This window comes from Dyella sp. (assembly GCF_035685885.1).
Lineage (GTDB): Bacteria > Pseudomonadota > Gammaproteobacteria > Xanthomonadales > Rhodanobacteraceae > Dyella.
In genome coordinates this window covers 56166-79695 of sequence record NZ_DASRZX010000161.1, presented here as the reverse complement: position 1 = coordinate 79695, position 23530 = coordinate 56166, and the positions used below count along the sequence as shown (strand labels likewise).

Sequence of the window (23530 nt, the reverse complement as noted above, 5' to 3'; positions counted from 1 at the left end):
AGACCATCTGTAGGAGCGCACCCAGTGCGCGACCGCGGACTCGCGTTCTCACCACGATGCAGGTTTTTCGCGCACTGGGTGCGCTCCTACTCGGGATCTCGGGACAGTCCAAAAAGAAGGCCCGCGGCACGGATGCCGCGGGCCTTCCAGTTCGCTCCGGAAACCGGAACTTACATGTTCACGTAGCGGATCGTGGCGCCGGTCGGCTGCAGCGCCGTGGTCACCTTGTCCTTGTCGCTGGCATCGCCGATCACCAGCACGATCACGTCCTTGAAGGAACCGGGCTTGGCGTCCTTGAACGCGTCAGTCACGAACTCGGCGGTCTTGGCCGAATCCGGGCCGGCAAACACCAGCATGTTGCCCGGCAGCACGCCGCGGGCCACGGTGTCCGTCACCTGGTCCAGCTGGCGCTGGCGCACCTGGTTGGCGTCATCGCTGTCGCCGGCCGGCACCAGATACGGGAACGGACGGTCCGCCGTCATGCCCTGCATGTTCTTCTGGACGATCTGGCCCAGGTAGGCGTTCCACGCCTTGCTGTCGTTCGGATCGGTCGGCTTGGAAACGGCCGCGACCTGTTCGGTCGGCTGCTGGGCATCTTCCTGCTGGCTGCAGGCAGTGACGCCGGTAAGCGCGAGGGCGGCGAGGAGAGCGTACTTGTACATGGTGGTCACCTTGGATGGTGGAATTCTTGGAATGACGAATCCATTGGATGACGGGACCATCCGGCCGTCATGCGACGGAGCCGGTAACCGGGAGCCCGGGCGGGCCAATGCCCCCTCTCGTTCCCCTGGTCCGCGGCGACGACTGTCCTGTCCGCAGGATGCCCGCGAGGATACACGACCAAAGCGCCCGCCGACACCGCGGGACGTGCTGCGGTGCGGTGTTCCACCCGTCTCGCCGAGCCCTGTAGGAGCGCACCCAGTGCGCGAAAAGCCTATCCGTCAGGGGGACGTCGCGGAGCGGCAACGTCGGGACTGCGGTCGCGCACAGGGTGCGCTCCCACAGCTGCCGCGTTGCCTCTCAGCGCCAGCGCTGACGCATCGCCTGCTGCACGGCAGGATGCACGAAGCCGGAGATATCGCCGCCCAGACGGCCAATCTCGCGCACCAGCGTGGAGGAGATGAAGCTGTACTGTTCGGACGGCGTGAGGAACAGCGTCTCGGCCTGGGGAATCAGGTGGCGATTCATGCTGGCCAGCTGGAATTCGTACTCAAAGTCGGAAACGGCCCGCAACCCGCGGATGATCACGCGTGCGCCCACCTCTTCGACGAAATGCGCCAGCAGCCCGTCGAAACCACGCACCTCGACGTTTTTCAGATCGGCCAGGGCAAGGCGCGCCAGCGCAATGCGTTCGTTGAGGCTGAAACCTGTCCCGTTGCCCTTGTTGGGGCTCTCGGCCACGGCGACGATGATGCGCTCAAACAGCGGCGCGGCGCGCGCTACAAGGTCCGAGTGTCCATTGGTGATGGGGTCGAACGTGCCCGGATAGACGGCGAGGCGGTTGTTGACCGGAGGCTTGTTCACATGGGGACACCGGGAGGCAGGGGCGGCTAGCTTAGGCTCGTTCGCGCCCACCGCCTAGCCCGAGCGGGCGCCTCCCGATCCATACGCAACCGTCAGGAAACCGCGGCCATCCGCCGGTAAAGCGCATAGCGGACGTCACCAGCCACGCCCTCCCGATGAAGCGCCCAACCCTCGGGCAATCGGAACGCGCCCTGCCGCGGTGACTCCACGTAGATCCATGCGCTTGGCTCGAGCCAGCCACCGCTTTCAAGGCGCTGGGCCAGCGACGTCCACAAATCCAGCGCAAACGGCGGATCAAGGAAGACCAGTCCATACGGCCGGGAAGCGCCTTGCAGGTAGGCCAATGCGTCGGCCGATGTCACCTGCCCGCCCTGCGCTTTCAGGCGCGCAAGGTTGTCCCGCAACGCCTGCGCCGCCCGCGCGTCGCGCTCCACGAACTGCACGGCGCCAGCGCCGCGCGACAGCGCCTCGATGCCCAGCGCGCCGGTTCCCGCGCAAAGATCCAGCGCCCGGACGCCCGAGATGACCGGTGCCAGCCAGTTGAACAGCGTCTCGCGCACCCTTTCCGCGGTCGGCCTGAGTCCCGGCAAATCAGGTACATCGAGGCGGGAATTGCGCAACTGGCCACCGATGATGCGGATCCGTCCGGAGGCCTTCATCGAAGCCATGGCTCAGCGGTGGGTACAGGTGGGGGTGGTAGCATGCCGTCCATTGTCTTTGAATCCCCGCCGCAATGCTCAAGTTCTGGAAGAAGAAATCCGCCGAAACGCCACCGGGCCAGCCTGCCGCGCCGGCAACCGACGAGGCGCCGACGACGGATTTCAACCACGATACCGATGCCGCCTCGCTGGACCATGCGTCGCCCGCGCTGGACGAAGCACTGGCCGAAACGCCGCCCCCCGCGGACACGCCTGCGGAGGATGAAACCTTCGAACGCGCCACCATCGCCGAAGCCGCCACGCCGGCCAAGCGCAGCTGGCGCGAACGTCTTTCCGGCAGCGGTTTTGCGCGCAGCCTCACTTCGCTGTTCGTCCGTCATCCCAAGCTCGACGACGACCTGCTGGACGAACTGGAAACCGCACTGATCACCGCGGATGTCGGCGTCGAAGCGAGCACCGCGCTGGTCGAGGAACTGCGCACGCGCATGCACAAGCGCGAATTCGCCGACGCTTCGGCGCTGCTCGCCGCACTGCGCCAGTTGCTGGTGGCACTGCTCAAGCCCGTGGAACGACCACTGGATGTAGCCAGCCCCAAACCGTTCGTGGTACTGACCGTTGGCATCAACGGCGTGGGCAAGACCACCACCATCGGCAAACTTGCTCGTCGCTATCGTGACGAAGGCAAGCAGGTGCTGCTCGCCGCGGGCGATACCTTCCGCGCAGCCGCCGTCGAACAGCTCAAGACCTGGGGCGCACGCAACAACGTGCCGGTGATCTCGCAGGGCCAGGACGCCGATGCCGCCAGCGTGATCTTCGATGCGCTGCAGGCCGCGCGCTCGCGCAACGCCGATGTACTCATTGCCGATACGGCGGGACGCCTGCATACGCAGGGCGGCCTGATGGACGAACTGGGCAAGATCGCCCGCGTGCTGAAGAAGATCGACGCCGACGCGCCGCACGAAGTGCTGATGGTGATCGACGGCACCACGGGCCAGAACGCGGTGAGCCAGGTGCGCCAGTTCCGCCAGATCGTGGGCGTGACCGGCCTGGTCGTCACCAAGCTCGACGGTACGGCCAAGGGCGGCGTGGTGTTTGCGCTGGCCCGCGAGTTCGGCCTGCCGATTCGCTACGTGGGCCTGGGCGAAACCGCCACCGATCTGCGCGTGTTCGATGCAGAGGCCTATGTAGACGGCCTGCTTCCCGCTGCACTGGGCCAGGGCTGAGGAGCCCTGACGGTGCCGCGCTGGCTCCGACTGATCTTGTTGATTGCCAGCAGCGCCACCTTGGCGCTGGTCGCCCTGGCACTCATCGCCGTCCACCTGTTGCTGCAGCCCGAACGCATCACCGCCGTACTGCAATCGCAGGCGCGCGATGCCGGGCTGGAACTCAACCTGGCCAGTCCCGCCACGCCCGCCCTGTTCCCTCGCCCGGCCCTGGAACTGGAAGGCATCACGCTCAGTGCGCAGGGTGCCAACATGCCAATCCTGCTGGCCGCACGGGGCACGCTGGCGTTGCCGTGGCGCACGCTGTTTCGCGGTGAAACGGTCATCTCGCAGATGGAGATCGATTCGCCGCGCGTCGATCTCGACGCATTGCAGTCGTGGCTCTCCGGGCTGCCATCCAGTCCCTCGTCCGTGCCCGACGCCATCCCCAGCATCGATGCCGGCGTGCACATCACCCGCGGCAGCCTGGTCCGCGGCAACCAGATGTTGCTTGGCGACGTGGAACTGGATGCAGGGCGCCTGGCCGCCCATCACCCGTTCCTGCTCACCATCAGCGCCAAGGACGCCACCGGCACGCCCACGCAGCTGCGACTGTCGCTGACACTCAGTATCCAGAACCATGCGCTGCAACTGGACACCATAGGGCTGAGGCTTGCCCACAGCACCACGCTCACGCTGCAGCTCGCAGGGCACGCCAAATGGCGTGGTGCCGCCGATGCGTCCGCGCATCTCGACGGCAAGCTCGACCATGCCGACACCGGCGAATACGCCACCTCGCTCGACCTGTTGCCCGCGAACGAAAGCAATCCGCTCATGCTCGCGCTGAAGCTGGACGGCCCTGACAACCATGCCGACCTTCGTTTGCCGCCACTCGCGCTCGCCCAATGGTGGTCGCAACTCGATCACGACGAGGGCCCGCGCCTGGCCGTTCCGCCGGGCAGCGGACACGCCGAAATAGCCAGGATCGAAATGGGCGGGATCAGCGTCGAAGGCCTCACCATCCAGACCGGCGACGACGTGCCCGCCGCTGCCGCCAGCGCTCCATCTCCGGCGACGACGCGTCCGCCGAAGCAGCCGGCAACGAAAGCGCCAGCCAAGACCAAATCGCCATGAATCCCTTTGCTTCCGCCCTGCTGGCCTGGTTCGACGACCACGGCCGCAAGGACCTGCCATGGCAACATCCGCGCGACGCGTATCGCGTATGGCTGTCCGAAGTAATGCTTCAGCAGACGCAGGTGGTCACGGTGATTCCGTACTTCCAGCGCTTCGTTGCGGCGCTTCCCACGCTGCGCGATCTTGCCGCCGCCGACGAGGACACCGTGCTCGCGCTGTGGTCCGGCCTGGGTTACTACCGTCGCGCACGATTCCTGCAGCGCGCCGCGCAGATCTGCGTGGAACAACACAAGGGGGAACTGCCGCGCGATTTCGATGCGCTCGCCGCCCTGCCGGGCATCGGGCGCTCCACCGCGGGCGCTATCCTCGCGCAGGCGCACGGACTGCGCTTTCCCATTCTCGACGGCAACGTCAAGCGCGTGCTCACACGCCATCTAGGCATCCACGGCCACCCCAGCCAGAGCAGCGTGGAAAAAGTGCTGTGGCAGCACGCCGACGCGCTGACGCCAGGCGAACGCGTTGCCGATTACACGCAAGCGATCATGGATCTGGGCGCCACGCTATGCGCACGCACGCGCCCCCAATGCGATGCCTGCCCGCTGTCCAGCGACTGCGTGGCGAAGCGCGACGATCTCACCGCGCAACTGCCAAGCCGGAAACCCGTCAAGAACATACCCACGCGCGACACGGTGATGCTGATTCTTCGCGACGAACGCGGTCGCGTGCTGCTAGAGCGTCGCGGCCCGCAGGGCGTGTGGTCGGGCCTGTGGAGCCTGCCCGAAGCAAGCGACCACGACGGCGCCTGGCGTGCGGCCCAATCGTTGGCACGCATCGAGGATGCGCAGGCGCTACCCTCCTTCGTGCACGTGTTCAGCCATTACCGATTGCAGGTCGAACCGCTGCTGTTTGACGAGGCGACAGCACACCCCCGCATCGCGGATAATCCTTCACTGCGCTGGGTCAGCGTCGACGAGCGCGCCAACCTCGGCCTGCCCGCCCCGGTCCGCAGCCTGCTGCAGAACCTTTGAACCCCAAGCATGAGTCGCACCCCATGAGTCGTACCGTTCACTGCGCCAAGCTCGGCCGCGATGGCGAAGGCCTGGATTTCGCCCCTTGGCCCGGCCTGCTGGGACAACGCATCTACGCCGAAATCTCTAAGGAAGCCTGGCAGCAGTGGCTCGCCCACCAGACCATGCTGCTCAACGAATACCGACTCAACCCGCTCGACCCCAAATCGCGCCAGTTCCTCACCGCCGAAATGGAGAAATTCCTGTTCGGCGGCGGCGCCGAAACGCCGCAAGGCTATGTGGCGCCCGGCACGGAGTCTTGACGAGGCGCCCCGCTTCCGATTTAATGCACGGCTCCACGCAGCATCTTCGATGCGCGCAGACATTCTGGCCGGGTAGCTCAGTTGGTAGAGCAGGGGATTGAAAATCCCCGTGTCGGCGGTTCGATTCCGTCCCCGGCCACCATTGATTTGAAAGGGCTTGCAGCGATGCAGGCCCTTTTGCTTTTGGTTGCCCAGCATTTTCCAGATTGCATGCGGTAAACAACGCCCTCTCCTTCGCCGCCTTACCCTTCAACCTCTCGGTCCGGTGATAGACACCGGCGCGGTCATTGAGGATCTCTTGAAGAAGCGGGATTTGGCCGGCTTGCGATTCGATCGAGCCTCAGTGTTTCCGGACTTCGGTGCCAAAGTGCAGCAGACGTGGTGGGGGTTGAACGCGTCGGACAAGGGCGCTTGGGCGGCAGTGGCGCTTCTGAAAGGCCGCGTCACCCCTCGGAACGTGATGCCGTCATAGGACGACAATGCCAGGGCCGCGAGACCCACATTTCCCCGCAGTACACTGATTGTTGGAACTGACCAAGGCCCGATATGGGATTTTTCAGACTGCTGCTCGCGCTGATGGTGCTGCTCTACCACTCCGGGGTGCAGCCCGGCGGTTACATAATGGGCGTGTTCGCCGTCGTGTCGTTCTTTTTGATGAGCGGTTACGTGACTACCGCCCTCATCGAAAAGTACTACCGAACACCACGCTCCATCGGGGCGTTTCTGCTGGATCGCAGTCTTCGCATCTTCCCCCAGTTCCTCTTCTATCTGACTGCAGCAACATTGTTGTTGACCATCGGAGGGGCCGTTGACCCGAACATCAACGGCATCACGCTGCGGGGCATCTCGCTGAACTATCTGATGCTTCCGCTTGGATACTACATGTACCTACCCATGCCTCTGATGCTCCCGCCAGCATGGTCACTGGGTTTGGAAGCGTCCTTTTATCTGGTATTCCATCCCCTGGTCACGAGATCGCTGGCGACCTGGGCATCCGTGGTGTCGTTCTGCATCTTGTCTCTGGCGATGCTTGGCTACCTGGACGCGGATATCTACGGATACCGACTGCTGCTTGGAACGTTCGTCATCTTCGACTGCGGCCGGCATATCTTTCATCGTCGCAGGAAAACAGTCATTGGCCTTTGGATAGCGCTGGCCATTCTCTTTGTGGCCGTCCTACTGAAAAGCGGTTACACCGTGTCTCCTAACGTCGAGATACTGGCAGGCGCACTTGTCGGCCTTCCATGCGTGTGGCGTCTGTCGCACACCCCATACCGGCCGATAGACGAATTCCTTGGCAATCTGAGTTACGGCGTCTATCTCAACCACTACTGTCTCATGCTGCTCGCACGTGCCCTGCACTGGGACTTCCATAACTGGCCAGCGCGACTGGCGCTGGTAGCGGTGTCACTTACACTTTCGTGGGCGTCCTATCGCTGCATCGAACTTCCCGTACTCAAGCTGAGACATCGGAAGCGTCAAGCCAAAATGAAGCTTGATGTTGGCGTTGCGAACTCGAGTCGAGGAGTATTCGGTGCGCAATGAAGAAGCAAGAACGTGGGAGTGCACGGATGCGACTTGAACCATTCACGACCCCACCGCCGAATACAACTTCTCCGGCAAGTACCCACGGATCTCTCCCGCGCTACGCTGCACCAGGTTCTTGTCCACTTCCAGCGTGATCCGCTCGCGTGTCGGCACGTCGAGGCGATCGCGTAGTGCGCCCAGAAACGCGGGCGCGGCGATCAACACCAAGGCGTCGAACTTTCGGTCGCAACGCGCCTTGTGCAGGAAACGGCTCAATTGGACGGCGAAGTTGGTTGCCTCCTGCTCGGTCGCGGCGGTGTCGGGATCTTCCGCGTGTCGACCGGCTCCGTGGCTGTCGAAGGATCGACCGGGGCGATCCGATACCAGATCGTGTTCCTGGAGACGGCCTTCGGGATGGATGAAGGCATCCAGTTCTTCGAGTGGGCCCGTCGGCTGGCTGGCCTTGAACAGACGCGCTGCGGCGCGATTGGCGACGATGATCCAAACGGTCTTTTTCATCACGCGCTCCCAGGAAGCGATCACCAGGAATGCCGTGCAGCGCCATCTAGGGCCTTTTAAGGCAGGTGCACTGCGCGCGATGCGGAGGTTCCGCGCGTGGCCGTCAAGCCGGCGTGAGCAGCCATAAGAGTGGCATGCACTCGGTGCCGGGGAGATGGAAACCCTCAGTCGCGCTGGAGCGTCACGCCGCGGATGCCTTGCGCAATGGGATGCGCTCCAACACTCCGAACGGGGCGCCTGCGGCGTTCTCGACGCAAATTGCGAGTGAATCGATGCGTGCGATGGGTAACGCTGCGGCGCGCAGTGCAAGCCAGCGCTGCAGGGCGTGCTCTTCCTCGACGGTGGCGGGCGCGGACAGGGTCATGTGGAAGCGATAACGTTCAAACACGTAGGGATATCCGTAACGCTGAAGGTAATGGGTTTCGATGGCGTCCAACCCGCGCATGCGGCGTTGGAACTCCGGCTCGACGAGGGGCGCGCGCAGGGTTTCCACGGCCTCCGTGCAGGCGGCCGCCAGTGCATTCACCGCGGCGCAGTCGCTGACGGGGCGCAATGCCAGAAAGCCGCCCAGACGGCTGAGTCGAAGCGGGATGCTGCACGGTGAAAAGGCATGCGCGACCGTGCTGATGCTGCTGCGCAGATCGGCATAGTCCACGTCGGGCGAAAGCGTGAACGGTGGGCGTAATGTGGCGTGCCATCCATAGCGGCGCACGTCGCCCAAAAGCTCGTTCCAGCGCGCCAGGGGAACGCCCGGGATACCGTTGGGTGCGGCCTCGCCGCCGAGCCAGTCCCGGCCCAGCGCGCCAAGGGCACTCGCAGGCGCCGGAGAGAAGTAAATCGCATAGCGCATCAATCACCCGGTATATCAGACCGCACTACCCCTCGATGCCGCCAACCATGGCGATGATGGTCGCAAGCGGACCTTCCCATTCCGAAATATCCCCTTCCCCGACCAGCGACCGTTGGAGACACGGTCACCGTCTGCCCCATCGCAGGCCCACTAGCGAACCAGATTCTTGTGACAGTACGGGGAATCCCCTGCCGAAAGCCCCTGCGCGTGCGTGGCAAGCGCCATCTGCCCTCCCCCGCATCATCTGCTGCGACCAGTTCCCGTCATTGACTTCGCGCTGGCGCGGCCGCGAAGTCAGTTCAACATGGGTGGCGCGCCTATAACGGGATGCAGTGTGCAGAACGGGGGCACCCACGCCCCTGCCTCTGTTGAAGCGCCGACCGCGACACGGAACGCAAGCGTCCGGGGCTCGGAAGCCTGGAGAACAAACGACTATTTGTTGCGCGCGAGTCCCGCACCATCCGCCCAGGGCCACAGCGTCCCCCACTGGGCCATCGTGTCCTTCCACTGCGTGGTGGCCGCCGTGGCGTCGCCGACGTTCCCCAGTGCCTTGGCCGTGTCCTTCTGCCAGGTCTGGATCGCCTCCTGCAGGCCTTGGGCAAAATGCATCTGCACGTTGGCGGCAATCTGGTTGGTCACCGTGGCGTCGCCCATCCGATGCTGCAACTGGCGCCAGAACGTATCGGCAGGAATGGCGGCAAGGCCCGCCCAATCCTGCGCCTTGAGCAACTGCTCCACCTTCGCCTGCGAATCGGCAATGCCATCATCGACGGCGCGCGTGGACAGCTCCAGCCACTTCTTCCAGTTCTCCATGACGAGCTTGTTGATGCGCAACTGCAGTTCCGTATTGGCCTTGTAGAGGGCCAGCGGCAGATCGCCCGGATTGCTCATGGTGTATACCTCTGAGGTTTGGTTGCTTCGCCATCGACCTTGGCCTGCATCGGCTTGTAGTCGTCATGGAATTCAAGCGCGCGCACGTTACCGGACCGGGAAATGCCCGCGTCAGCCAGAGCATGGACTGCCAAGGCTCAACAAAATGTGTGGTCTTTGGATATCCGCACGGTGGCAGCGTGCCGCTTGTCGTGAGCGTCACGTCGCGCACGTGTCGTTGCAGCATTCATGCAAGGGCTATTCAGCTCGTGGACCGCGTGCGTTCACCGGGTGATGTTTTACGCGGAACAAGACTCGGGTTCCCCCGACAAAGAGGCACATCCATGAAGAAGAAACTCACTTCATTGGCCATTGCACTGACCCTGGGAGTCTGCACCTCGGCCATGGCGCAGCAGGCGCTGACCGAACACCAGGTGCAGTCGTCACTGGAGCAGCAGGGCTACACCAAGGTGCATGACCTCAATTTCCGCGATGGCGTGTGGACTGCCAAGGCGCGCAGTGCGGACGGGCAGAAGGTTTCCATGAGGATCGATCCGCGCACCGGCCAGGCATTTCCGAACGAGAAGGTTTCGCGGCTGAGCGAACGCGACGTGCGTGCAGCGCTTTCCACCGAGGGTTACACGCACGTGCACGACGTGGATTTCAGCGATGGCCTGTGGACGGCCAAGGCCGATAACCAGGCTGGCGCTAGCGTGCGCTTGCAGATGGATCCCGATACGGGCCGGGTGATCGGGAGCGATCGGCACTGAAACACGTGCGGATGATGCTACTGCCCGGATGATTCCGGCCTTGCGCCGGATGCCGTCACGATGACGGGCGGGCCTGTCCATGAAACTGTCGGGTGCGGCGCGAACGCCGCACCCGACATGCGAAGCAGCCGAACGGCAACCCTTAGGCTGCAGCGTCCTTGAGCTTCTTGAGCGCGCGGACCTTCAGCTTCACCGAGGCCGGCTTGGCAGCGAACCACTGCTCTTCCTTGGTGAAGGGATTGATACCCTTGCGCTTGGGCTTGGCCGCCACGTTGACGGCGGTGATCTTCAGCAGGCCCGGCAGCGTGAAGTGGCCAGCGCCCTTCTTGTGCACCGAGGCGGTCACTGCGCCTTCGAGCGAAGCGAGCACGGCACGCACGTCCTTGGCAGCCACACCGCTGGCTTCAACGATGTGGGCGACGAGGCCCGACTTGCTCAGTGCTTCCTTGATCGGCTTGTGAACGACTGCCTTGGCGGCTGCCTTCGGAGCTGCCTTCGGAGCGGCCTTCTTCTTTGCTGCGGCTTTCTGCGCCTTCGCCATACATTTCCCCGTGGTCATCAAGATGATGGTGTTTGAATGCCTCTCGGCATGCGAAATGTATGGCATGGCAGGGCGCTCCGCCAAGCTGCAGGACGGAAAAAATACGGTTTTTTTGCCGCTTTGGCCTGACAGGGGTGAAGAAAGTCACTATCGAACCCCTCCGAGAGCGGTTTTTCAGGCCTTTTTTGCATTGCCGCGATCTGTCCAAGGCAGACCGACAGCCAAGGCTATGGACCCGTGGCGCCAGCGCTATCTACTATCGAGGCCCGTTTTCCCCGCCAGGTGCTGCCCATGAAACGATTGGCCTTATCCCTGCTTGCCCTGTCCGTGTCGTCGGCGCTGTTCGCCGCGTCCACGCCAACCATCGAACCGCAACGCCTGTCCGACGACGTCAAGACGCTTTCGTCCGACGCCTTCGAAGGCCGTGGCCCGGCCACTGCCGGCGAGAAGAAAACCATCGATTTCGTGGTTGCGCAGTTCAAAGCCGCCGGTGTGCAGCCCGGCGGCGACCTCAAGAACGGCAAGCGCGAATGGACCCAGGCAGTGCCGTTGCTGCAGTCGGATATCGCAGGTACGCCGTCGCTTTCCTTCACCGTCAACGGCAAGACCGAAGGCCTTACCCAGGGCAAGGAAATCGCCGTGCGTGCCGCGCTGGACGGCTCCAAGGCGGTATCGCTGAAAAACGCCCCGCTGGTGTTCGTCGGCTACGGCGTCAAGGCGCCGGAGCGCAACTGGGACGACTTCAAGGGCGTGGACCTGAAGGGCAAGATCGCCGTGGTGCTGATCAATGACCCGGACTTTGAAACCGGCGTGGGCGACTTCGGCGGCAAGGCCATGACCTATTACGGCCGCTGGACCTACAAGTACGAAGAGGCCGCCCGCCAGGGCGCCGCCGGCATGCTCATCGTCCACGAAACCGCGCCTGCCTCGTACGGCTGGGCCACGGTGGCCAACTCCAACACCAACACCCAGTTCGACGTGGTACGCGACCATCCTGCCGGCGTGCACACTCCGGTGGAAGCCTGGATCCAGCGCGACGTTGCCGTTGACCTGTTCAAGGCCGCCGGCCTCGATTTCGAGGCTCTGAAGAAGCAGGCGCAGACACGCGACTTCAAGCCGGTGGAACTGAAGGGCGAGGGTTTCTCGGCCAACTACAAGATCAACGCCAAGGTCATCACCTCGTACAACATCGTCGGCCGCATCGAGGGTACCAAGCGGCCGGACGAGACGGTTATCTACAGCGCGCACTGGGATCACCTGGGCGTGGGCGCGCCCGATGCCAAGGGCGACAAGATCTACAACGGCGCCGTGGACAATGCCACCGGCACCGCCGCGCTTATCGAGCTGGCACGCGCCTTTGCCAGCCAGCCCAAGCCCGAGCGTTCGATCGTGTTCCTCAATGTCACCGCCGAGGAAAAGGGCCTGCTCGGTTCGGAGTACTACGCCTCCAAGCCGCTCTACCCGCTCGGCACCACGGTGGCCGACATCAACATGGATGCGCTCGATCCGCACGGTCCCGCTCGCAACTTCACCATCTCCGGCAGCGCCAAGCTGGACCTGCTGGATGAATTGACCGCCACCGCGAAGAAGTGGGACATGACGTATTCGGCCGATCCGAAGCCGGAGGCTGGCCACTTCTTCCGCTCCGATCACTTCCCGTTCGCCAAGCGCGGCGTGCCGGCCATTTCGTTCGGTTCGGGCAATGACTGGGTCGATGGCGGCCTGGCTGCCGGCAAGGCGGCAGAAGATGAGTACGTGGCCAAGCACTACCACCAGCCGTCCGACGAATGGCAGGCAGATTGGAAGTTCACCGGCATGGCGCGCGACCTGCAGGTGCTCTACACGCTGGGCAGTGATCTGGCCAACTCCGGCACCTGGCCCAACTGGGGCAAGGATTCGGAATTCCGCGCCGCACGCGACGCCACGGCCGCGCAGCGCAAGTAACCTACGCGCCTCGCACCATCATGAACGGCCCGCAGCGATGCGGGCCTTTTTTTGTGTCGTGAACCGGGATTTCACCCGGCGCTGATCCCTATGACGGCGAAATACGCCCGCAGCATCGCCGTCATATCCATGCCGACCAGGCGCCACGCAATCGTCGTCTTGGGATAACCGGAAAGTCATTGGCGGAAGTCAGGCTATGCGCATCCCCTGAAAATCTCTCCCGATACCATGCTGGCCCAATACGTTTATCCCTCGAAACTCGGACTGTTCCGCATCATCCGTCACGGACGCCAATGGCGCGCCTTGCGGGATGGACAGGAAATCGGCCGCCATGCCACCCCGGACGCCGCGCTCATCGCAGCGCGCATCACCTGCCCGCAAGCCAGGCTGCCCGGCGAACTGGACCAATGGCGCTTCGTGCCCGAACTCGCGCTCGCTCATTCGCGTGTTTCCGCCGAGGGCACGCGCTGGCAATTGGCGGGCTGAACGCGTCGTTTCTTCCTCTTCGTCGGAAAGAGGGAACGAAGCGCGCATCACTCCTGCGCGTTGATCACCGCGAGAAAATCACGGCCGTAGCGCTTGAGCTTCGCTTCGCCCACGCCGCTGATGGAAGCCATTTCCGCCTCGTTGGCCGGCAGCGCGCGCAACATGGCGAGCAAGGTGGCGTCATGGAAGATCACATACGGTGGCACGCCGTGCTGGCGGGCCAGTTGGGTGCGCAGCTTGCGCAATTCGTCCCATAGCGGTTGTTCGAAAGCCTCCACGCCCAGGCTGCCGCCGGTGACCAGCTGGCTGTCACGCCGCTTGCGCGCCGCGCGCGCGGGACGTGCATCCTCGCGCAACTGCACGGCGCGGTTACCCACCAGCACGTCGCGACTGGCCTTGGACAGCCGGAAGGTGCCAAATCCCTCGGCATCTGCTTCAAGCAGCCCCATCGCCAGCAGTTGCCGGAATACCGAGCGCCACTGCTTTTCGTCCATGTCGGCGCCGATGCCGAAGGTGGAAAGGCGGTCGTGTCCCAACTCGCTCATGCGGCTGCTGTCCTCACCGCGCAGGATGCTGATCACGTGACCTGAGCCGAAACGCTGCCCGCTGCGATAGACGGCCGACAGCGCCTTTTGCGCGGGCACGGTGGCATCCCAGGTCTTGGGCGGCTCGATGCAGTTGTCACAGCGTCCGCAGGATCCTTCAAACACTTCGCCGAACGCCGCCAACAACAATTGCCGGCGGCACTGCGTGGCCTCCGCATAGGCAAGCAACGACTCCAGCTTCTGCCGCTCGACGCGCTTGCGCTCATCGGCCGATTCGGACTGCGCGATCATCTGGCTCATGGTCACCACGTCCGACAGGCCGTAAATCATCCAGGCATCGGCCGGCAGGCCATCACGACCGGCGCGGCCGGTCTCCTGGTAATAGCCTTCCATGCTGCGCGGAAGATCCAGGTGTGCGACGAAGCGTACGTCGGGCTTGTCGATGCCCATGCCGAACGCCACCGTGGCCACCATCACCAGGCCATCCTCGCGCAGGAACCGACGCTGGTTGGCATTGCGCGTGGCCGCATCCAGCCCCGCGTGATAAGGCAGTGCCTCGATGCCGGCCTCGGAGAGCCATGCCGCCGTTTCGTCCACCTTGCGGCGGCTGAGCGCGTACACGATGCCGGTGTCGCCGCGACGACCACCCAGAAAATCCATGAGCTGGCGCCGCACGTTATGGCGAAGGCCCACCTGGTAGCGGATGTTCGGCCGGTCGAAGCTGGAGACGAACTGTCGGGCGTGCAGCAGCGACAGCCGCTCGACGATTTCATCGCGCGTGCGCTGGTCAGCGGTGGCCGTGAGGGCGATGCGCGGCACTTGCGCAAAGCGCTGGTGAAGCACCGCCAGCTCACGATATTCGGGGCGGAAATCATGCCCCCACTGGGAAACGCAATGCGCCTCGTCGATGGCGAACAGCGCGACCTCGGTGCGTTCGAGCAGGCTGAGGAAGCGCGGCGTCAACAGTCGCTCCGGCGCGACATAGAGCAGATTGAGTTCACCTGCGAGCAACCGCCGCTCCACCTCACGCTGGTCTTCCGCACTGAGGCTGGAATTGAGATACGCGGCCGCCACGCCCGCTTCGCGCAGGGCGTCCACCTGATCCTGCATCAGCGCGATCAGCGGCGATACGACGATGCCGGTGCCCTGCCGCACGAGAGCAGGCACCTGGTAGCACAACGATTTGCCGCCGCCCGTGGGCATCAGCACCAACGCGTCGCCACCTTCGATCAGGTGCTCGACGATCGCCTGCTGGGGACCGCGAAACTGGGTGTAACCGAAAACGCTGTGGAGAATGTCGAGGGGGGAATGGGGCATCGGGAAATGCTAGCAAATAGCCGTCGCGCGCTGAGCCGCGGATACCGCCCCGCCGCCATGTAGGAGCGCATCCGGTGCGCGATCGGCCTGCAGGAAAGTCCATTCGCGCACCGGGTGCGCTCCTGCACCAGAGGGAAGGCTCAGCCCGGCATGCCCCACAGCGCGCGGTCCAGGTTCGCATCCAGCCCGAAGCTGGCGAGCGTGACGCGGCCATTGCGTACTTCCACGCCCTCGGCCTTCAGCCGCTTGCTCTGCTCGCGAAAGCTGCGGCTGCCCGCGGGGAAGGCGATCTGCCCGCTGGAACGCAGCACGCGATGCCAGGGCAGCTCCATCCCGTCCGGCACCTCGCCCAGCGCCCTGCCGACCAGCCGCGCTCGCCCCGGCAGCCCCGCCCGCGCCGCGATGGCGCCGTAGCTGGCCACGCGCCCGCGCGGTATGGCCGCGACGGCCGCCCAGATGCGCGCGTAAGCGTCGTCGATGGCGCGGTCCATGATCTTCAACAGGCCCTATACACAAGGTCGTGGCACAGTACCGGGGCTCTTACCGCCTGCCAAGGAGACCGCACCCATGCGTCATTTCGAAGCCGTGCGTTCCCATATCGGCAGCCTGCACGAGCTGCGCCATAACGACCCCTACCTGATCAGCTTCGATCTCACCCTGCCGCACGATCGCCACCAGGGCATCTATCTCGCGGAACTGGAAGACGAAGCCGGCCGCCGCTACCTGCGCATCTCGACCCCGGTAGGGCCGCTGGCGGGCGCCGACCCGCGGCGTTGCCTGCGCTTCAACTGGGAGCAGCGCAAGGGTTTCCTGGCCGTGGCGGACCTCGATGGCTCGCCTTTCCTGCACCTGTGCGAAAACCGCCCCTATGAGCTGCTCGATGCCGCCGAGCTCAAACGGCTGATCGAGGAACTGGGCGAGCTCGGCGACCAACTGGAGAAGATCGTCGCCGCAGGTGGCGACGATCTGTGATCTCCTTGGCTTTGGTGGGAGCGCACCCTGTGCGCGACAAGCCAACGAAGCGGTAACGCGAAACTCATCGACTGAAACAACATTCAGCCATGCAGTCGCGCACAGGGTGCGCTCCCACAAGCGTCAGAGCAACTCAGCCAGCCGCACGAACCCGTATGCCAGCAGCGCAGTGACCGGCAGCGTGAGGATCCACGCCCACACCATGCGCTCCACCACCGACCAGCGGATGGCGTTCCAGCGCTTGGCCGCGCCCACGCCCATGATCGAGGCGGACACGTTGTGCGTGGTGGACACCGGAATGCCGAACGCCGACGCGGTGAGGATCACCGCCGCTGAACTGCCTTCGGCCGCAAAACCGTTGATGGGATGCAGCTTCACCATCTTGTGGCCCAGCGTCTTGATGATGCGCCAGCCACCGCCTGCGGTACCCGCGGCCATGGTCAGGGCGCAAACCACCGCCACCCATGACGGGACGTCGAAACCACCGGCCGTCGAACCCTGGATACGCAGGAAGCCCAGCCACGCAGGCAAACCCTCGAACTGACCCGCCGCGGTGGCACCGGCAAGCGCCAGCGCGATGATGCCCATGCTCTTCTGCGCGTCGTTCATGCCGTGGGCCAGGCCCATGGCGCTGGCCGAGACGATCTGCGCCTTGCCGAAGAAGCTGTTGACGAACGGCGTGCGGCCGAACCGCCGCAGGAAACCGGTACGGCCGGAAAACCAGCTCAACAGCGCATACAGGCTGCCCATCAACAGGAAACCGATGATGAAGCCCATCAGTGGCGATATCACCATCGGCAGGATCACCTTGGGCACCACGCCGCTGCCCTGCCACCAGTGCGCGGCACCCTGCCACCAGATCACCGAGGCGAAATTGTTGCCGGAAGCGGCGATGGCCGCGCCGACCAGGGCACCCACCAGCGCATGACTGGAACTGGACGGCAGGCCCAGCCACCAGGTGAGGAGATTCCACACCGTTGCCGCCAGCAACGCGCAGATCAGCAACTGCGGCCCCGCCGCAATCACATGGGTATCGATCAGGCCTGCGGCGATGGTCTTGGCCACCGCGGTGCCCCACAGGGCGCCGATCAAGTTGGTGACCGCCGCCATCAGCACGGCCTGGCCCGGCGTCAGCACCTTGGTCGCCACCACGGTGGCGATGGAGTTGGCGGTGTCGTGGAAGCCGTTGATGTAGGTGAAGGCCAGTGCGATGAACACGACGGCCAGCGCAAGTCCGATGCTCATGCGTGAGCCCCACGCACAACGCCCATGGCCCGGAATGACACCGGGCAGCGCAAATGGAAGGAGATCATCGGGCTGTGCCTCAGGAGTTCTTCAGCACGATCGAATAGACGGTGTTGCCGACATCGCGACACTTGTCGATGGCCTTTTCGAGCAACTCGAACAAGTCCTTCGCCAGCATGGCGCGCATCGCGTCGTTGCCTTCCACATAGAGCGTGCGATACGGCGAGAGCAGCATGCGATCGCCTTCCGATTCCAGCGTCTGCAAGCGATCCTGCAGCTTCTTCACCGGGTCGATGCGCAGGCCGCGGCGCAGCTCGCCGATCATCTCCGATACCACCGTGGCGGCGCGCTCCAGCACCAGTGCGCGCGCAGCGAAATCCACGTCGCTCATGCGGTCGGCCACGATCTCGTAGCGCTCGGCGAACTTCTCGACGGTCTTGGGAATCTTGTAGAGGGCCGAATTGAGCGCCTCGATGTCCTCGCGGTCGAGCGCGGTGACGAAGGTGTTCACCAGCTCTTCGCTGATCTGCCCGGCCAGGGCCTTTTCCCGTGCACGAGCAGCGGCGAAGGCAGCCATCACGGGAGCGTGGTCCTTGCGCGTCACAAGTTCGTGCAGGGCCTTGGCGCTCTCGCGCGCCGCTTCGGCGCTTTGCTCGAGCAGACCGTAGAACTTGTCGCCTTTGCCGAAAATCGTCTGCAATGAAAACATGCGGTTATTGCCTGGGGTACGGGGGCTGAAATGACGACTATGTTACAGGACGCCCCCGCCGCGCCGCATCACGGCTGCCCGGGCCCGATTGTCACCGCCACCGAGCCCCAAGGCCTTACACTCCGTCTCATGTCTCCACGCGACCCCTCCCGCGAACGCCGGCCATGCTGACCGAAATCGCGATCGTCATCGTCCTTTCGCTGTTCAACGGCTTCTTCGCCCTCTCCGAGATGGCGCTGGTGGCCTCGCGCAAGACGCGCCTCAAGCAGATGTCCCGCACCAGCCGGCGGGCCCGCATGGCGCTGCGCAACGCCGAAGCGCCCGAGCGCTTTCTCTCCACCGTGCAGGTGGGCATGACCCTGGTGATCCTGATCACGGGCGCGCTGGCAGGCGATGCGTTGGGCGACCACATCGCCGAGGCCATCCATGGCGGCCGCGCCGCGTGGCTGGAACCTTATGCCCGGGTGGTCGGGCTGGTGCTTGGCTTCGTGCTGATCTCCTTCATCCAGATCGTGATTGGCGAACTGGTGCCCAAGCGGCTGGCCCTGTCGGCCCCGGAGCGCATCTCCGGTTATGTCTCCATGCCGATGATGTTCCTGTCGCGCATCACCGCGCCCTTCGTGTGGCTGCTGAACTTCTGCAGCGGGTTGCTGCTGCGCCTGATGAACATCCGTGGCCCCCGCAGCGACGTCGCCACGGAAGAAGAGCTTCGCCTGCTGGTGGCAGAGAGCGCAGAACACGGCGTGCTCGACCGCGATGAACACAACATGGTCAATCGCGTGCTGCGGCTCGGCGATCGCACCGTCGACAGCGTGATGACGCCGCGCACGCGCATCGTCTGGCTGGACCAAGCCGCCAGCTACGAGGAAAACGCCGCGATCCTGCGGGACACGCCTTATTCCCGCTATCCGGTCTATCGCGGCGACCAGAGCGACATCGCCGGCGTGGTCGAGGTCAAGCGCCTGCTCCGCGGCTACGAACTGGGCAAGCCCGACCTCTTCGGCCAACTGGTTAAACCGCTGTTCGTACCCGCAACTGCACGCGCCCTCGACCTGCTGGAAGAATTCCGCGACGCGGAGACCCAGTTGGCGCTGGTCGTGGATGAATACGGCGACATCGAGGGCTTGGTCACGCTCAACGATCTGCTGGCCGCCATCGTGGGCGCCACCCAGCTGGGCGCCAGCGGTTCGGAGGAACGCCCGCTGATCACGCAGCGCGAGGACGGCAGCTGGCTGATCGACGGCTCGCTGTCCACCGACGACCTGCGCGAACTGCTGCAGGTGGATGCGCTGCCGGGCGAGCAGGAGCACGAGTACCGCACGGCCGCCGGCATGGTGATGGCGGCGCTTGGCCACATCCCTCAAACCGGCGAAGTGTTCGAATGGCAAGGCTTCAAGGTGGAAGTCGTGGACCTCGACGGCGCCCGCATCGACAAGCTGCTGGTCACGCGCAAGCCGCAGATCGATGTCGAGGAAGACGGGTTCTAAGCCGTTGAAGTGAGAGAAGAGTCGGGGCGCGCAAGCGCTTGCTCTCTCTCACTTCTCACTCCTCTTGACTCACTTCTCGCTCTTCAGCCTGTCATTCGCAATCTGCGCCATGCGCTGCGCATCAGCGAAGATGCCATGCATCACGCGCAGCTCGCGCTCGTCGGGCTGGGCGCGCTGGAACAGCTTGCGCAGGCGCAACATGATCGTGGTCGGCGCACGGCCCTTGTGGAAGTCGATGTCGTCCAGCATCTGCGACAAGTGCTCGAAGAAGCGCTCCATCTGCGCCGCATCGGCCGGGGGCTCGGCATCCGCGCGCACCGGTGCGGCCACCTCGCCTAGCGAGGCCACCCGTAGCTCATAGGCCATCACCTGTACGGCCTGAGAGAGGTTCAGCGAACTGAAATCGTCCACGCTGGGGATGCGCACCATTGCGTGGCAACGCGCCAATTCCTCGTTCTCCAGGCCGGTACGTTCGTTGCCGAACACCAGCGCCACCTGTTCGCCGCGGGCGGCGGCGGCCAAGGCGCGGGCTGCGGCCTCGCGCGGAGTGATCTCCTCCAGATCCACGCCACGACGGCGAGCGGACAGGCCCAGCGCCAGGCTGGTACCGGCCAATGCGTCCACCAGACCCTGGCTGACCACGGCCTGTTCCAGCACGTCGTCGGCGCCGGCGGCCAGGGCCGAGGCCTCATGGTCCGGGAAACGGTGCGGGGCGACCAGCGCCATACGGTCGAAACCCATGGTGCGTATGGCGCGCGCAGCGCTGCCGATATTGCCCGGATGCGAGGTGCGCACCAGCACGTAACGGATGCGGGAGGCGAGGTCGGAGGGGGTGGTCATGGCCGGGGATGGCTCGAACAAAGGGTCGCAAAGCTTGGAAATTGTGGAGCTTCCTGTCAAACCGTTCATCCTGGGAGCCTGAACCGGGACGCCTCCTCTGCTAGACTCCGCGGCCGAAACCCCGTTCTTTTGAAAGCCGAAGCCATGCCAAGACCCGCCGTCAACGTCGCGGTGCGCGCCGCGCGCTCCGCAGGAAACATCATCCTGCGTTACATGAACCGCATCGACGGACTCAATGTCGTCGAGAAGCAACGCATGGACTTCGCCTCGGAAGTCGACCGCCTGGCCGAAGCCGAGATCGTCAAGGAGCTCAAGCGCGCCTACCCCACGCATGCCTTCCTCGCCGAGGAAAGCGGCGCCACGGGCAAGGGCCCGCTGGTCTGGGTGATCGACCCGCTCGACGGCACCCACAACTATCTGCGCGGCATTCCCCACTTCAGCGTGTCCATCGCCTTGCTCGACAAGGGCGAGCCGGTGTACGCCGTGGTGTTCGATCCGCTGCGCGACGAGCTGTTCACCGCCAGCAAGGGCGATGGCGCCTACCTCAACGACCGCCGCATCCGTGTCGGCAAGCGTGAGAACCTGGGCGGCGCGATGCTCGCCACCGGCTTCCCGTACCGCCAGCGTTCGCACCTGGACGCCCAGCTGGACATGACCCGCGCCATGCTCGGCCAGGCCGAGGACATCCGCCGCTCGGGCTCCGCCGCGCTGGATCTGGCCTACACCGCCGCCGGCCGCTACGACGGCTACTTCGAGATCGGCCTCAAGCCCTGGGACATGGCCGCCGGCGTGCTGCTGGTGCGCGAGGCGGGTGGCCGCTACTGCGACTTCGCCGGTCGTGACGGCATCCCCGAGAGCGGCAATATCGTCGCCGGCAACCTCAATGTGGTGCAGGCGATGGTCGATGCCATCGGCGCAAACGCCACGCCCCGGCTGCTGATGGCCTGACGGATACGAAAAAGGCGCCGCAAGGCGCCTTTTTCTTGGCTCGTGCCAGCTCTCTGCAGGAGCGCACTCAGTGCGCGAAAAGCCTATCCCCCAAGGGGACGTCGCAAAGCGGCGATGCTGTGATCGCGCACTGGGTGCGCTCCTACAGGAGAGGCGGGGTCAGGCGCCCTGCTCGCCCTCGCGCAACAACCCACGCAAAAACGGCACCGTGATCTTCCGACGTGCCGCCAGCGACGCCTGGTCGAGACGGTCGAGCAGATCCAGCAAGGCGCCCAGGTCGCGCGCGTAGCGATTGAACAGCCAGTCGAGCACGGTGTCGTCCAGCTCGATGCCGCGCGAGGCCGCCTGCTGGCGCAGCACGGTGCGGCGCTCCGCGTCTTCCAGCGGCTTGAGCAAGGCCTGCTGGCAGGCGCCCAGGCGCGAGCGGAGGTCTGGCAGGCCCAGTCCAAGCTGGGACGGCAGCGCCTCGGCGGCAAACAGCAAGGTCGCGCCTTCTGCCTTCGCCTGGTTATAGACGTCGAACAGCGCGTGCTCGGCTTCGCGATCGCCTGCAATGGCGCCAAGGTCATCCAGCGCGAGGAACTCGCTGCCAGCCACGCCGCGGATGGCTGAAGCGCGATCGCGCAGGCTGGCCAGCGGCAGATATTGCACCGTGCGCCCGCCCTGGATGGCCGCCTGGCAAGCCGCCATCAGCAGATGGCTCTTGCCACTACCCACAGGGCCCGCCAGATAAAGCCAGGCGGCTCCGGCCATCTGGGCCAATTGCTCCACGGCAGCAAGCGTCGCGGCGTTGGCGCCGGGGTGGAAATGTTCGAAACGCTGGCGGCGGGGCCAGCGCAGGGCGAGCGGCAACTGCGGGATCATGCGGAGGGTGTTGCGTCCTTCTGGTCGTCGGGGCGGCTGACGATCGTGCTCGTTTCCACCTCGCCGTCGTCCGTGTCGACCGTGACGTCCACTTCGGCAAGCACGGGATCTCCCCGGCCCTCTTCCGTGTACAGGTCGCTCTGGCGATAGCGCTCGCTAAGATAACGCAACAGCACCAGGATCACCGACGCGGCGGGCAAGGCCAGCAGGATGCCCAGGAAGCCGAACAGGTAACCGCCGGCCAGCACCGCGAAAATTACCGCCACCGGGTGCAGGCCGATCTTCTCGCCGACCAGCCGCGGCACCAGCACGTAGCCTTCCAGCAGCTGGCCAACGGTGAAGATGCCCACCACGATCAGCACATGGGCCCAGTCGCCGTACTGCACCAGCGCGGCAATGAGGGCCGAGCCAAAGCCGACGATGAAACCCAGGTACGGCACGAAGCTCAGCAAGCCAGCCACCATGCCGATCAGCGGACCCACCGACAATCCCATGAGAGTCAGTGCGACGCCGTAGAACAGGCCTAGCGCCAGCATCACGGCCAGCTGGCCGCGCACAAACGCGCCGAGCACGCTGTCCGCCTCGCGCGCCAGGTGGGCGATGGTCGGCTCGATCGAGCGGGGCAGCATGCGGTCGACCCAAGCAACCAGTCGGTCCCAGTCGCGCAGCAGGTAGAAGGCGACCACCGGAATCAGCACAAGGTTGGTCAGCCATGCGATGACGCCCAGGCTGGAACGGGAAATCTTGCCGAGCACCGTCGAGGCGGCATCGCCAATCGAACCCAGGTGCTCCTTGACCTGCGCACCCAGGCGGTCGCTGTCGAACGCATTCGGGTCCAGGTGCAGCTTGGCCTGTATCCAGGGCAACGCCACGCTGCGCCCCCAGTCCACGTAATGGGGCATGTTCTGCACGAGGTTGTCGATCTGGCGCGAAATCAGTGGGATCAACAGCAGCAGCGCACCGACCGCCAGCAACAGCAGCACGATGAAGACGATGCTCACCGCGAGCGTGCGCCCCATTCCCAAGCGCTGCAGGCGGTCGGCCAGCGGGTCGCCCAGATAGGCGAGCATCGCTGCGAATGCAAACGGCATCAGCACCGGCGCCAACAACCAGAACAGATAGAGGATGACGGCGGTGATCGCCAGCATCTGCCAGCGGCGGGACGTGTCATGAGTCATCGACATGGCTCATTGGGCGGGTGGGCCAGTGTGGCCCATGGACTGCTGCATCGCCAGCGCGATGCCCGT

Annotated in this window: 25 protein-coding genes and 1 tRNA gene; 12 read left to right on the top strand and 14 right to left on the bottom strand. The window is 64.7% G+C overall.

Going from position 1 to position 23530, the window contains the following annotated elements:
- Positions 1–170: 170 nt before the first annotated feature.
- From VFG49_RS18485 to rsmD, 3 genes are all read right to left on the bottom strand, one after another.
- Complete coding sequence (locus tag VFG49_RS18485; RefSeq protein ID WP_324863321.1) at positions 171–662, bottom strand: hypothetical protein; 492 nt, start codon at positions 660–662, stop codon at positions 171–173.
- A gap of 358 nt (positions 663–1020) precedes the next feature.
- Positions 1021–1524 carry a pantetheine-phosphate adenylyltransferase gene (gene coaD, locus VFG49_RS18480; protein ID WP_324863319.1) on the bottom strand — a complete coding sequence of 168 codons (504 nt, stop codon included), beginning with the start codon at positions 1522–1524 and terminating at the stop codon, positions 1021–1023.
- Positions 1525–1616: 92 nt separating this feature from the next.
- A complete protein-coding gene (gene rsmD, locus VFG49_RS18475; RefSeq protein WP_324863317.1) occupies positions 1617–2192 on the bottom strand; it encodes a 16S rRNA (guanine(966)-N(2))-methyltransferase RsmD in 576 nt (191 codons plus the stop codon).
- 65 nt (positions 2193–2257) lie between these two features.
- Here rsmD and ftsY point away from each other — a divergent pair, with 65 nt between their 5' ends.
- The 6 genes from ftsY to VFG49_RS18445 all read left to right on the top strand — a co-directional run bounded on the left by ftsY (position 2258) and on the right by VFG49_RS18445 (position 7394).
- Entirely contained in the window at positions 2258–3406 is a 1149-nt protein-coding gene (gene ftsY / locus VFG49_RS18470) for a signal recognition particle-docking protein FtsY (RefSeq protein ID WP_324863315.1), read from the top strand.
- A 12-nt stretch (positions 3407–3418) separates the two neighbouring features.
- Positions 3419–4519 (top strand): AsmA family protein, encoded by a 1101-nt coding sequence (locus tag VFG49_RS18465; RefSeq protein WP_324863313.1) that lies wholly within the window; start codon positions 3419–3421, stop codon positions 4517–4519.
- Positions 4516–5547 carry an A/G-specific adenine glycosylase gene (mutY, locus tag VFG49_RS18460; protein WP_324863311.1) on the top strand — a complete coding sequence of 344 codons (1032 nt, stop codon included), beginning with the start codon at positions 4516–4518 and terminating at the stop codon, positions 5545–5547. Before VFG49_RS18465 ends, mutY begins: the two co-directional genes overlap by 4 nt.
- Before the next feature lie 23 nt (positions 5548–5570).
- The gene (locus VFG49_RS18455; RefSeq protein ID WP_324863309.1) at positions 5571–5849 is read left to right on the top strand and encodes an oxidative damage protection protein; all 279 of its coding nucleotides are present in this window, start codon (positions 5571–5573) and stop codon (positions 5847–5849) included.
- Positions 5850–5915: 66 nt separating this feature from the next.
- Positions 5916–5991: transfer RNA gene (locus VFG49_RS18450), tRNA-Phe, on the top strand.
- A gap of 404 nt (positions 5992–6395) precedes the next feature.
- On the top strand, positions 6396–7394 hold the full coding sequence (locus VFG49_RS18445) for an acyltransferase (RefSeq protein WP_324863307.1): 999 nt from the start codon (positions 6396–6398) through the stop codon (positions 7392–7394).
- Positions 7395–7436: 42 nt separating this feature from the next.
- Here VFG49_RS18445 and VFG49_RS18440 read toward each other — a convergent pair whose 3' ends face one another.
- The 3 genes from VFG49_RS18440 to VFG49_RS18430 form a co-directional block, all read right to left on the bottom strand.
- A complete protein-coding gene (locus VFG49_RS18440) occupies positions 7437–7895 on the bottom strand; it encodes a host attachment protein (protein ID WP_324863304.1) in 459 nt (152 codons plus the stop codon).
- 181 nt (positions 7896–8076) lie between these two features.
- Entirely contained in the window at positions 8077–8745 is a 669-nt protein-coding gene (locus VFG49_RS18435) for a DUF1045 domain-containing protein (RefSeq protein ID WP_324863302.1), read from the bottom strand.
- A 432-nt stretch (positions 8746–9177) separates the two neighbouring features.
- On the bottom strand, positions 9178–9636 hold the full coding sequence (locus tag VFG49_RS18430) for a phasin family protein (protein WP_324863300.1): 459 nt from the start codon (positions 9634–9636) through the stop codon (positions 9178–9180).
- 323 nt (positions 9637–9959) lie between these two features.
- Between VFG49_RS18430 and VFG49_RS18425 the strand changes: the two genes are divergently transcribed.
- A complete protein-coding gene (locus VFG49_RS18425) occupies positions 9960–10385 on the top strand; it encodes a PepSY domain-containing protein (protein ID WP_324863298.1) in 426 nt (141 codons plus the stop codon).
- A gap of 142 nt (positions 10386–10527) precedes the next feature.
- On the opposite strand, the gene VFG49_RS18420 is transcribed toward VFG49_RS18425, so the two are convergent.
- On the bottom strand, positions 10528–10926 hold the full coding sequence (locus tag VFG49_RS18420) for an HU family DNA-binding protein (protein ID WP_324863296.1): 399 nt from the start codon (positions 10924–10926) through the stop codon (positions 10528–10530).
- 291 nt (positions 10927–11217) lie between these two features.
- On the opposite strand from VFG49_RS18420, the gene VFG49_RS18415 reads away from it, so the two are divergent.
- Positions 11218–12870 carry a M28 family metallopeptidase gene (locus VFG49_RS18415; protein ID WP_324863294.1) on the top strand — a complete coding sequence of 551 codons (1653 nt, stop codon included), beginning with the start codon at positions 11218–11220 and terminating at the stop codon, positions 12868–12870.
- Positions 12871–13098: 228 nt separating this feature from the next.
- A complete protein-coding gene (locus VFG49_RS18410) occupies positions 13099–13356 on the top strand; it encodes a hypothetical protein (RefSeq protein WP_324863292.1) in 258 nt (85 codons plus the stop codon).
- A 47-nt stretch (positions 13357–13403) separates the two neighbouring features.
- On the opposite strand, the gene recQ is transcribed toward VFG49_RS18410, so the two are convergent.
- Together recQ and VFG49_RS18400 are read right to left on the bottom strand one after the other, a co-directional pair.
- Entirely contained in the window at positions 13404–15218 is a 1815-nt protein-coding gene (gene recQ / locus VFG49_RS18405) for a DNA helicase RecQ (RefSeq protein ID WP_324863290.1), read from the bottom strand.
- 140 nt (positions 15219–15358) lie between these two features.
- The gene (locus tag VFG49_RS18400; RefSeq protein ID WP_324863359.1) at positions 15359–15697 is read right to left on the bottom strand and encodes an MGMT family protein; all 339 of its coding nucleotides are present in this window, start codon (positions 15695–15697) and stop codon (positions 15359–15361) included.
- Positions 15698–15785: 88 nt separating this feature from the next.
- Between VFG49_RS18400 and VFG49_RS18395 the strand changes: the two genes are divergently transcribed.
- Entirely contained in the window at positions 15786–16190 is a 405-nt protein-coding gene (locus VFG49_RS18395; RefSeq protein WP_324863288.1) for a hypothetical protein, read from the top strand.
- A gap of 123 nt (positions 16191–16313) precedes the next feature.
- Here VFG49_RS18395 and VFG49_RS18390 read toward each other — a convergent pair whose 3' ends face one another.
- A complete protein-coding gene (locus VFG49_RS18390) occupies positions 16314–17435 on the bottom strand; it encodes an inorganic phosphate transporter (RefSeq protein ID WP_324863286.1) in 1122 nt (373 codons plus the stop codon).
- 79 nt (positions 17436–17514) lie between these two features.
- Positions 17515–18144 carry a pit accessory protein gene (locus tag VFG49_RS18385; protein WP_324863283.1) on the bottom strand — a complete coding sequence of 210 codons (630 nt, stop codon included), beginning with the start codon at positions 18142–18144 and terminating at the stop codon, positions 17515–17517.
- Positions 18145–18308: 164 nt separating this feature from the next.
- Here VFG49_RS18385 and VFG49_RS18380 point away from each other — a divergent pair, with 164 nt between their 5' ends.
- On the top strand, positions 18309–19631 hold the full coding sequence (locus VFG49_RS18380) for a hemolysin family protein (protein WP_324863281.1): 1323 nt from the start codon (positions 18309–18311) through the stop codon (positions 19629–19631).
- Positions 19632–19700: 69 nt separating this feature from the next.
- Here VFG49_RS18380 and VFG49_RS18375 read toward each other — a convergent pair whose 3' ends face one another.
- Positions 19701–20471, bottom strand: coding sequence for an RNA methyltransferase (locus tag VFG49_RS18375; protein WP_324863279.1), 771 nt, complete (start codon positions 20469–20471; stop codon positions 19701–19703).
- A 144-nt stretch (positions 20472–20615) separates the two neighbouring features.
- Here VFG49_RS18375 and VFG49_RS18370 point away from each other — a divergent pair, with 144 nt between their 5' ends.
- Positions 20616–21419, top strand: a complete 804-nt coding sequence (locus tag VFG49_RS18370; protein WP_324863277.1) for an inositol monophosphatase family protein — start codon at positions 20616–20618, stop codon at positions 21417–21419.
- Between the two features lie 159 nt (positions 21420–21578).
- Here the strand turns inward: VFG49_RS18370 and hda are convergent, their stop codons facing one another.
- Both hda and VFG49_RS18360 read right to left on the bottom strand, forming a co-directional pair.
- Positions 21579–22283 (bottom strand): DnaA regulatory inactivator Hda, encoded by a 705-nt coding sequence (gene hda / locus VFG49_RS18365; RefSeq protein WP_324863275.1) that lies wholly within the window; start codon positions 22281–22283, stop codon positions 21579–21581.
- On the bottom strand, positions 22280–23461 hold the full coding sequence (locus VFG49_RS18360; RefSeq protein ID WP_324863272.1) for an AI-2E family transporter: 1182 nt from the start codon (positions 23459–23461) through the stop codon (positions 22280–22282). Before VFG49_RS18360 ends, hda begins: the two co-directional genes overlap by 4 nt.
- Between the last annotated feature and the right edge of the window lie 69 nt (positions 23462–23530).

Bases quoted from the DNA above. Each gene is read 5' to 3' on its own strand.
- VFG49_RS18375 (WP_324863279.1), bottom strand. From the start codon at position 20,471: ATGACCACCCCCTCCGACCTCGCCTCCCGCATCCGTTACGTGCTGGTG.
- mutY (WP_324863311.1), top strand. From the start codon at position 4,516: ATGAATCCCTTTGCTTCCGCCCTGCTGGCCTGGTTCGACGACCACGGC.
- recQ (WP_324863290.1), bottom strand. From the start codon at position 15,218: ATGCCCCATTCCCCCCTCGACATTCTCCACAGCGTTTTCGGTTACACC.
- VFG49_RS18425 (WP_324863298.1), top strand. From the start codon at position 9,960: ATGAAGAAGAAACTCACTTCATTGGCCATTGCACTGACCCTGGGAGTC.
- VFG49_RS18385 (WP_324863283.1), bottom strand. From the start codon at position 18,144: ATGTTTTCATTGCAGACGATTTTCGGCAAAGGCGACAAGTTCTACGGT.
- VFG49_RS18430 (WP_324863300.1), bottom strand. From the start codon at position 9,636: ATGAGCAATCCGGGCGATCTGCCGCTGGCCCTCTACAAGGCCAATACG.
- rsmD (WP_324863317.1), bottom strand. From the start codon at position 2,192: ATGGCTTCGATGAAGGCCTCCGGACGGATCCGCATCATCGGTGGCCAG.
- VFG49_RS18360 (WP_324863272.1), bottom strand. From the start codon at position 23,461: ATGACTCATGACACGTCCCGCCGCTGGCAGATGCTGGCGATCACCGCC.
- VFG49_RS18390 (WP_324863286.1), bottom strand. From the start codon at position 17,435: ATGAGCATCGGACTTGCGCTGGCCGTCGTGTTCATCGCACTGGCCTTC.
- VFG49_RS18415 (WP_324863294.1), top strand. From the start codon at position 11,218: ATGAAACGATTGGCCTTATCCCTGCTTGCCCTGTCCGTGTCGTCGGCG.
- VFG49_RS18370 (WP_324863277.1), top strand. From the start codon at position 20,616: ATGCCAAGACCCGCCGTCAACGTCGCGGTGCGCGCCGCGCGCTCCGCA.
- VFG49_RS18380 (WP_324863281.1), top strand. From the start codon at position 18,309: ATGCTGACCGAAATCGCGATCGTCATCGTCCTTTCGCTGTTCAACGGC.
- VFG49_RS18440 (WP_324863304.1), bottom strand. From the start codon at position 7,895: ATGAAAAAGACCGTTTGGATCATCGTCGCCAATCGCGCCGCAGCGCGT.
- VFG49_RS18435 (WP_324863302.1), bottom strand. From the start codon at position 8,745: ATGCGCTATGCGATTTACTTCTCTCCGGCGCCTGCGAGTGCCCTTGGC.
- VFG49_RS18410 (WP_324863292.1), top strand. From the start codon at position 13,099: ATGCTGGCCCAATACGTTTATCCCTCGAAACTCGGACTGTTCCGCATC.
- ftsY (WP_324863315.1), top strand. From the start codon at position 2,258: ATGCTCAAGTTCTGGAAGAAGAAATCCGCCGAAACGCCACCGGGCCAG.
- VFG49_RS18420 (WP_324863296.1), bottom strand. From the start codon at position 10,926: ATGGCGAAGGCGCAGAAAGCCGCAGCAAAGAAGAAGGCCGCTCCGAAG.
- VFG49_RS18395 (WP_324863288.1), top strand. From the start codon at position 15,786: ATGCGTCATTTCGAAGCCGTGCGTTCCCATATCGGCAGCCTGCACGAG.
- VFG49_RS18445 (WP_324863307.1), top strand. From the start codon at position 6,396: ATGGGATTTTTCAGACTGCTGCTCGCGCTGATGGTGCTGCTCTACCAC.
- hda (WP_324863275.1), bottom strand. From the start codon at position 22,283: ATGATCCCGCAGTTGCCGCTCGCCCTGCGCTGGCCCCGCCGCCAGCGT.
- VFG49_RS18485 (WP_324863321.1), bottom strand. From the start codon at position 662: ATGTACAAGTACGCTCTCCTCGCCGCCCTCGCGCTTACCGGCGTCACT.
- VFG49_RS18455 (WP_324863309.1), top strand. From the start codon at position 5,571: ATGAGTCGTACCGTTCACTGCGCCAAGCTCGGCCGCGATGGCGAAGGC.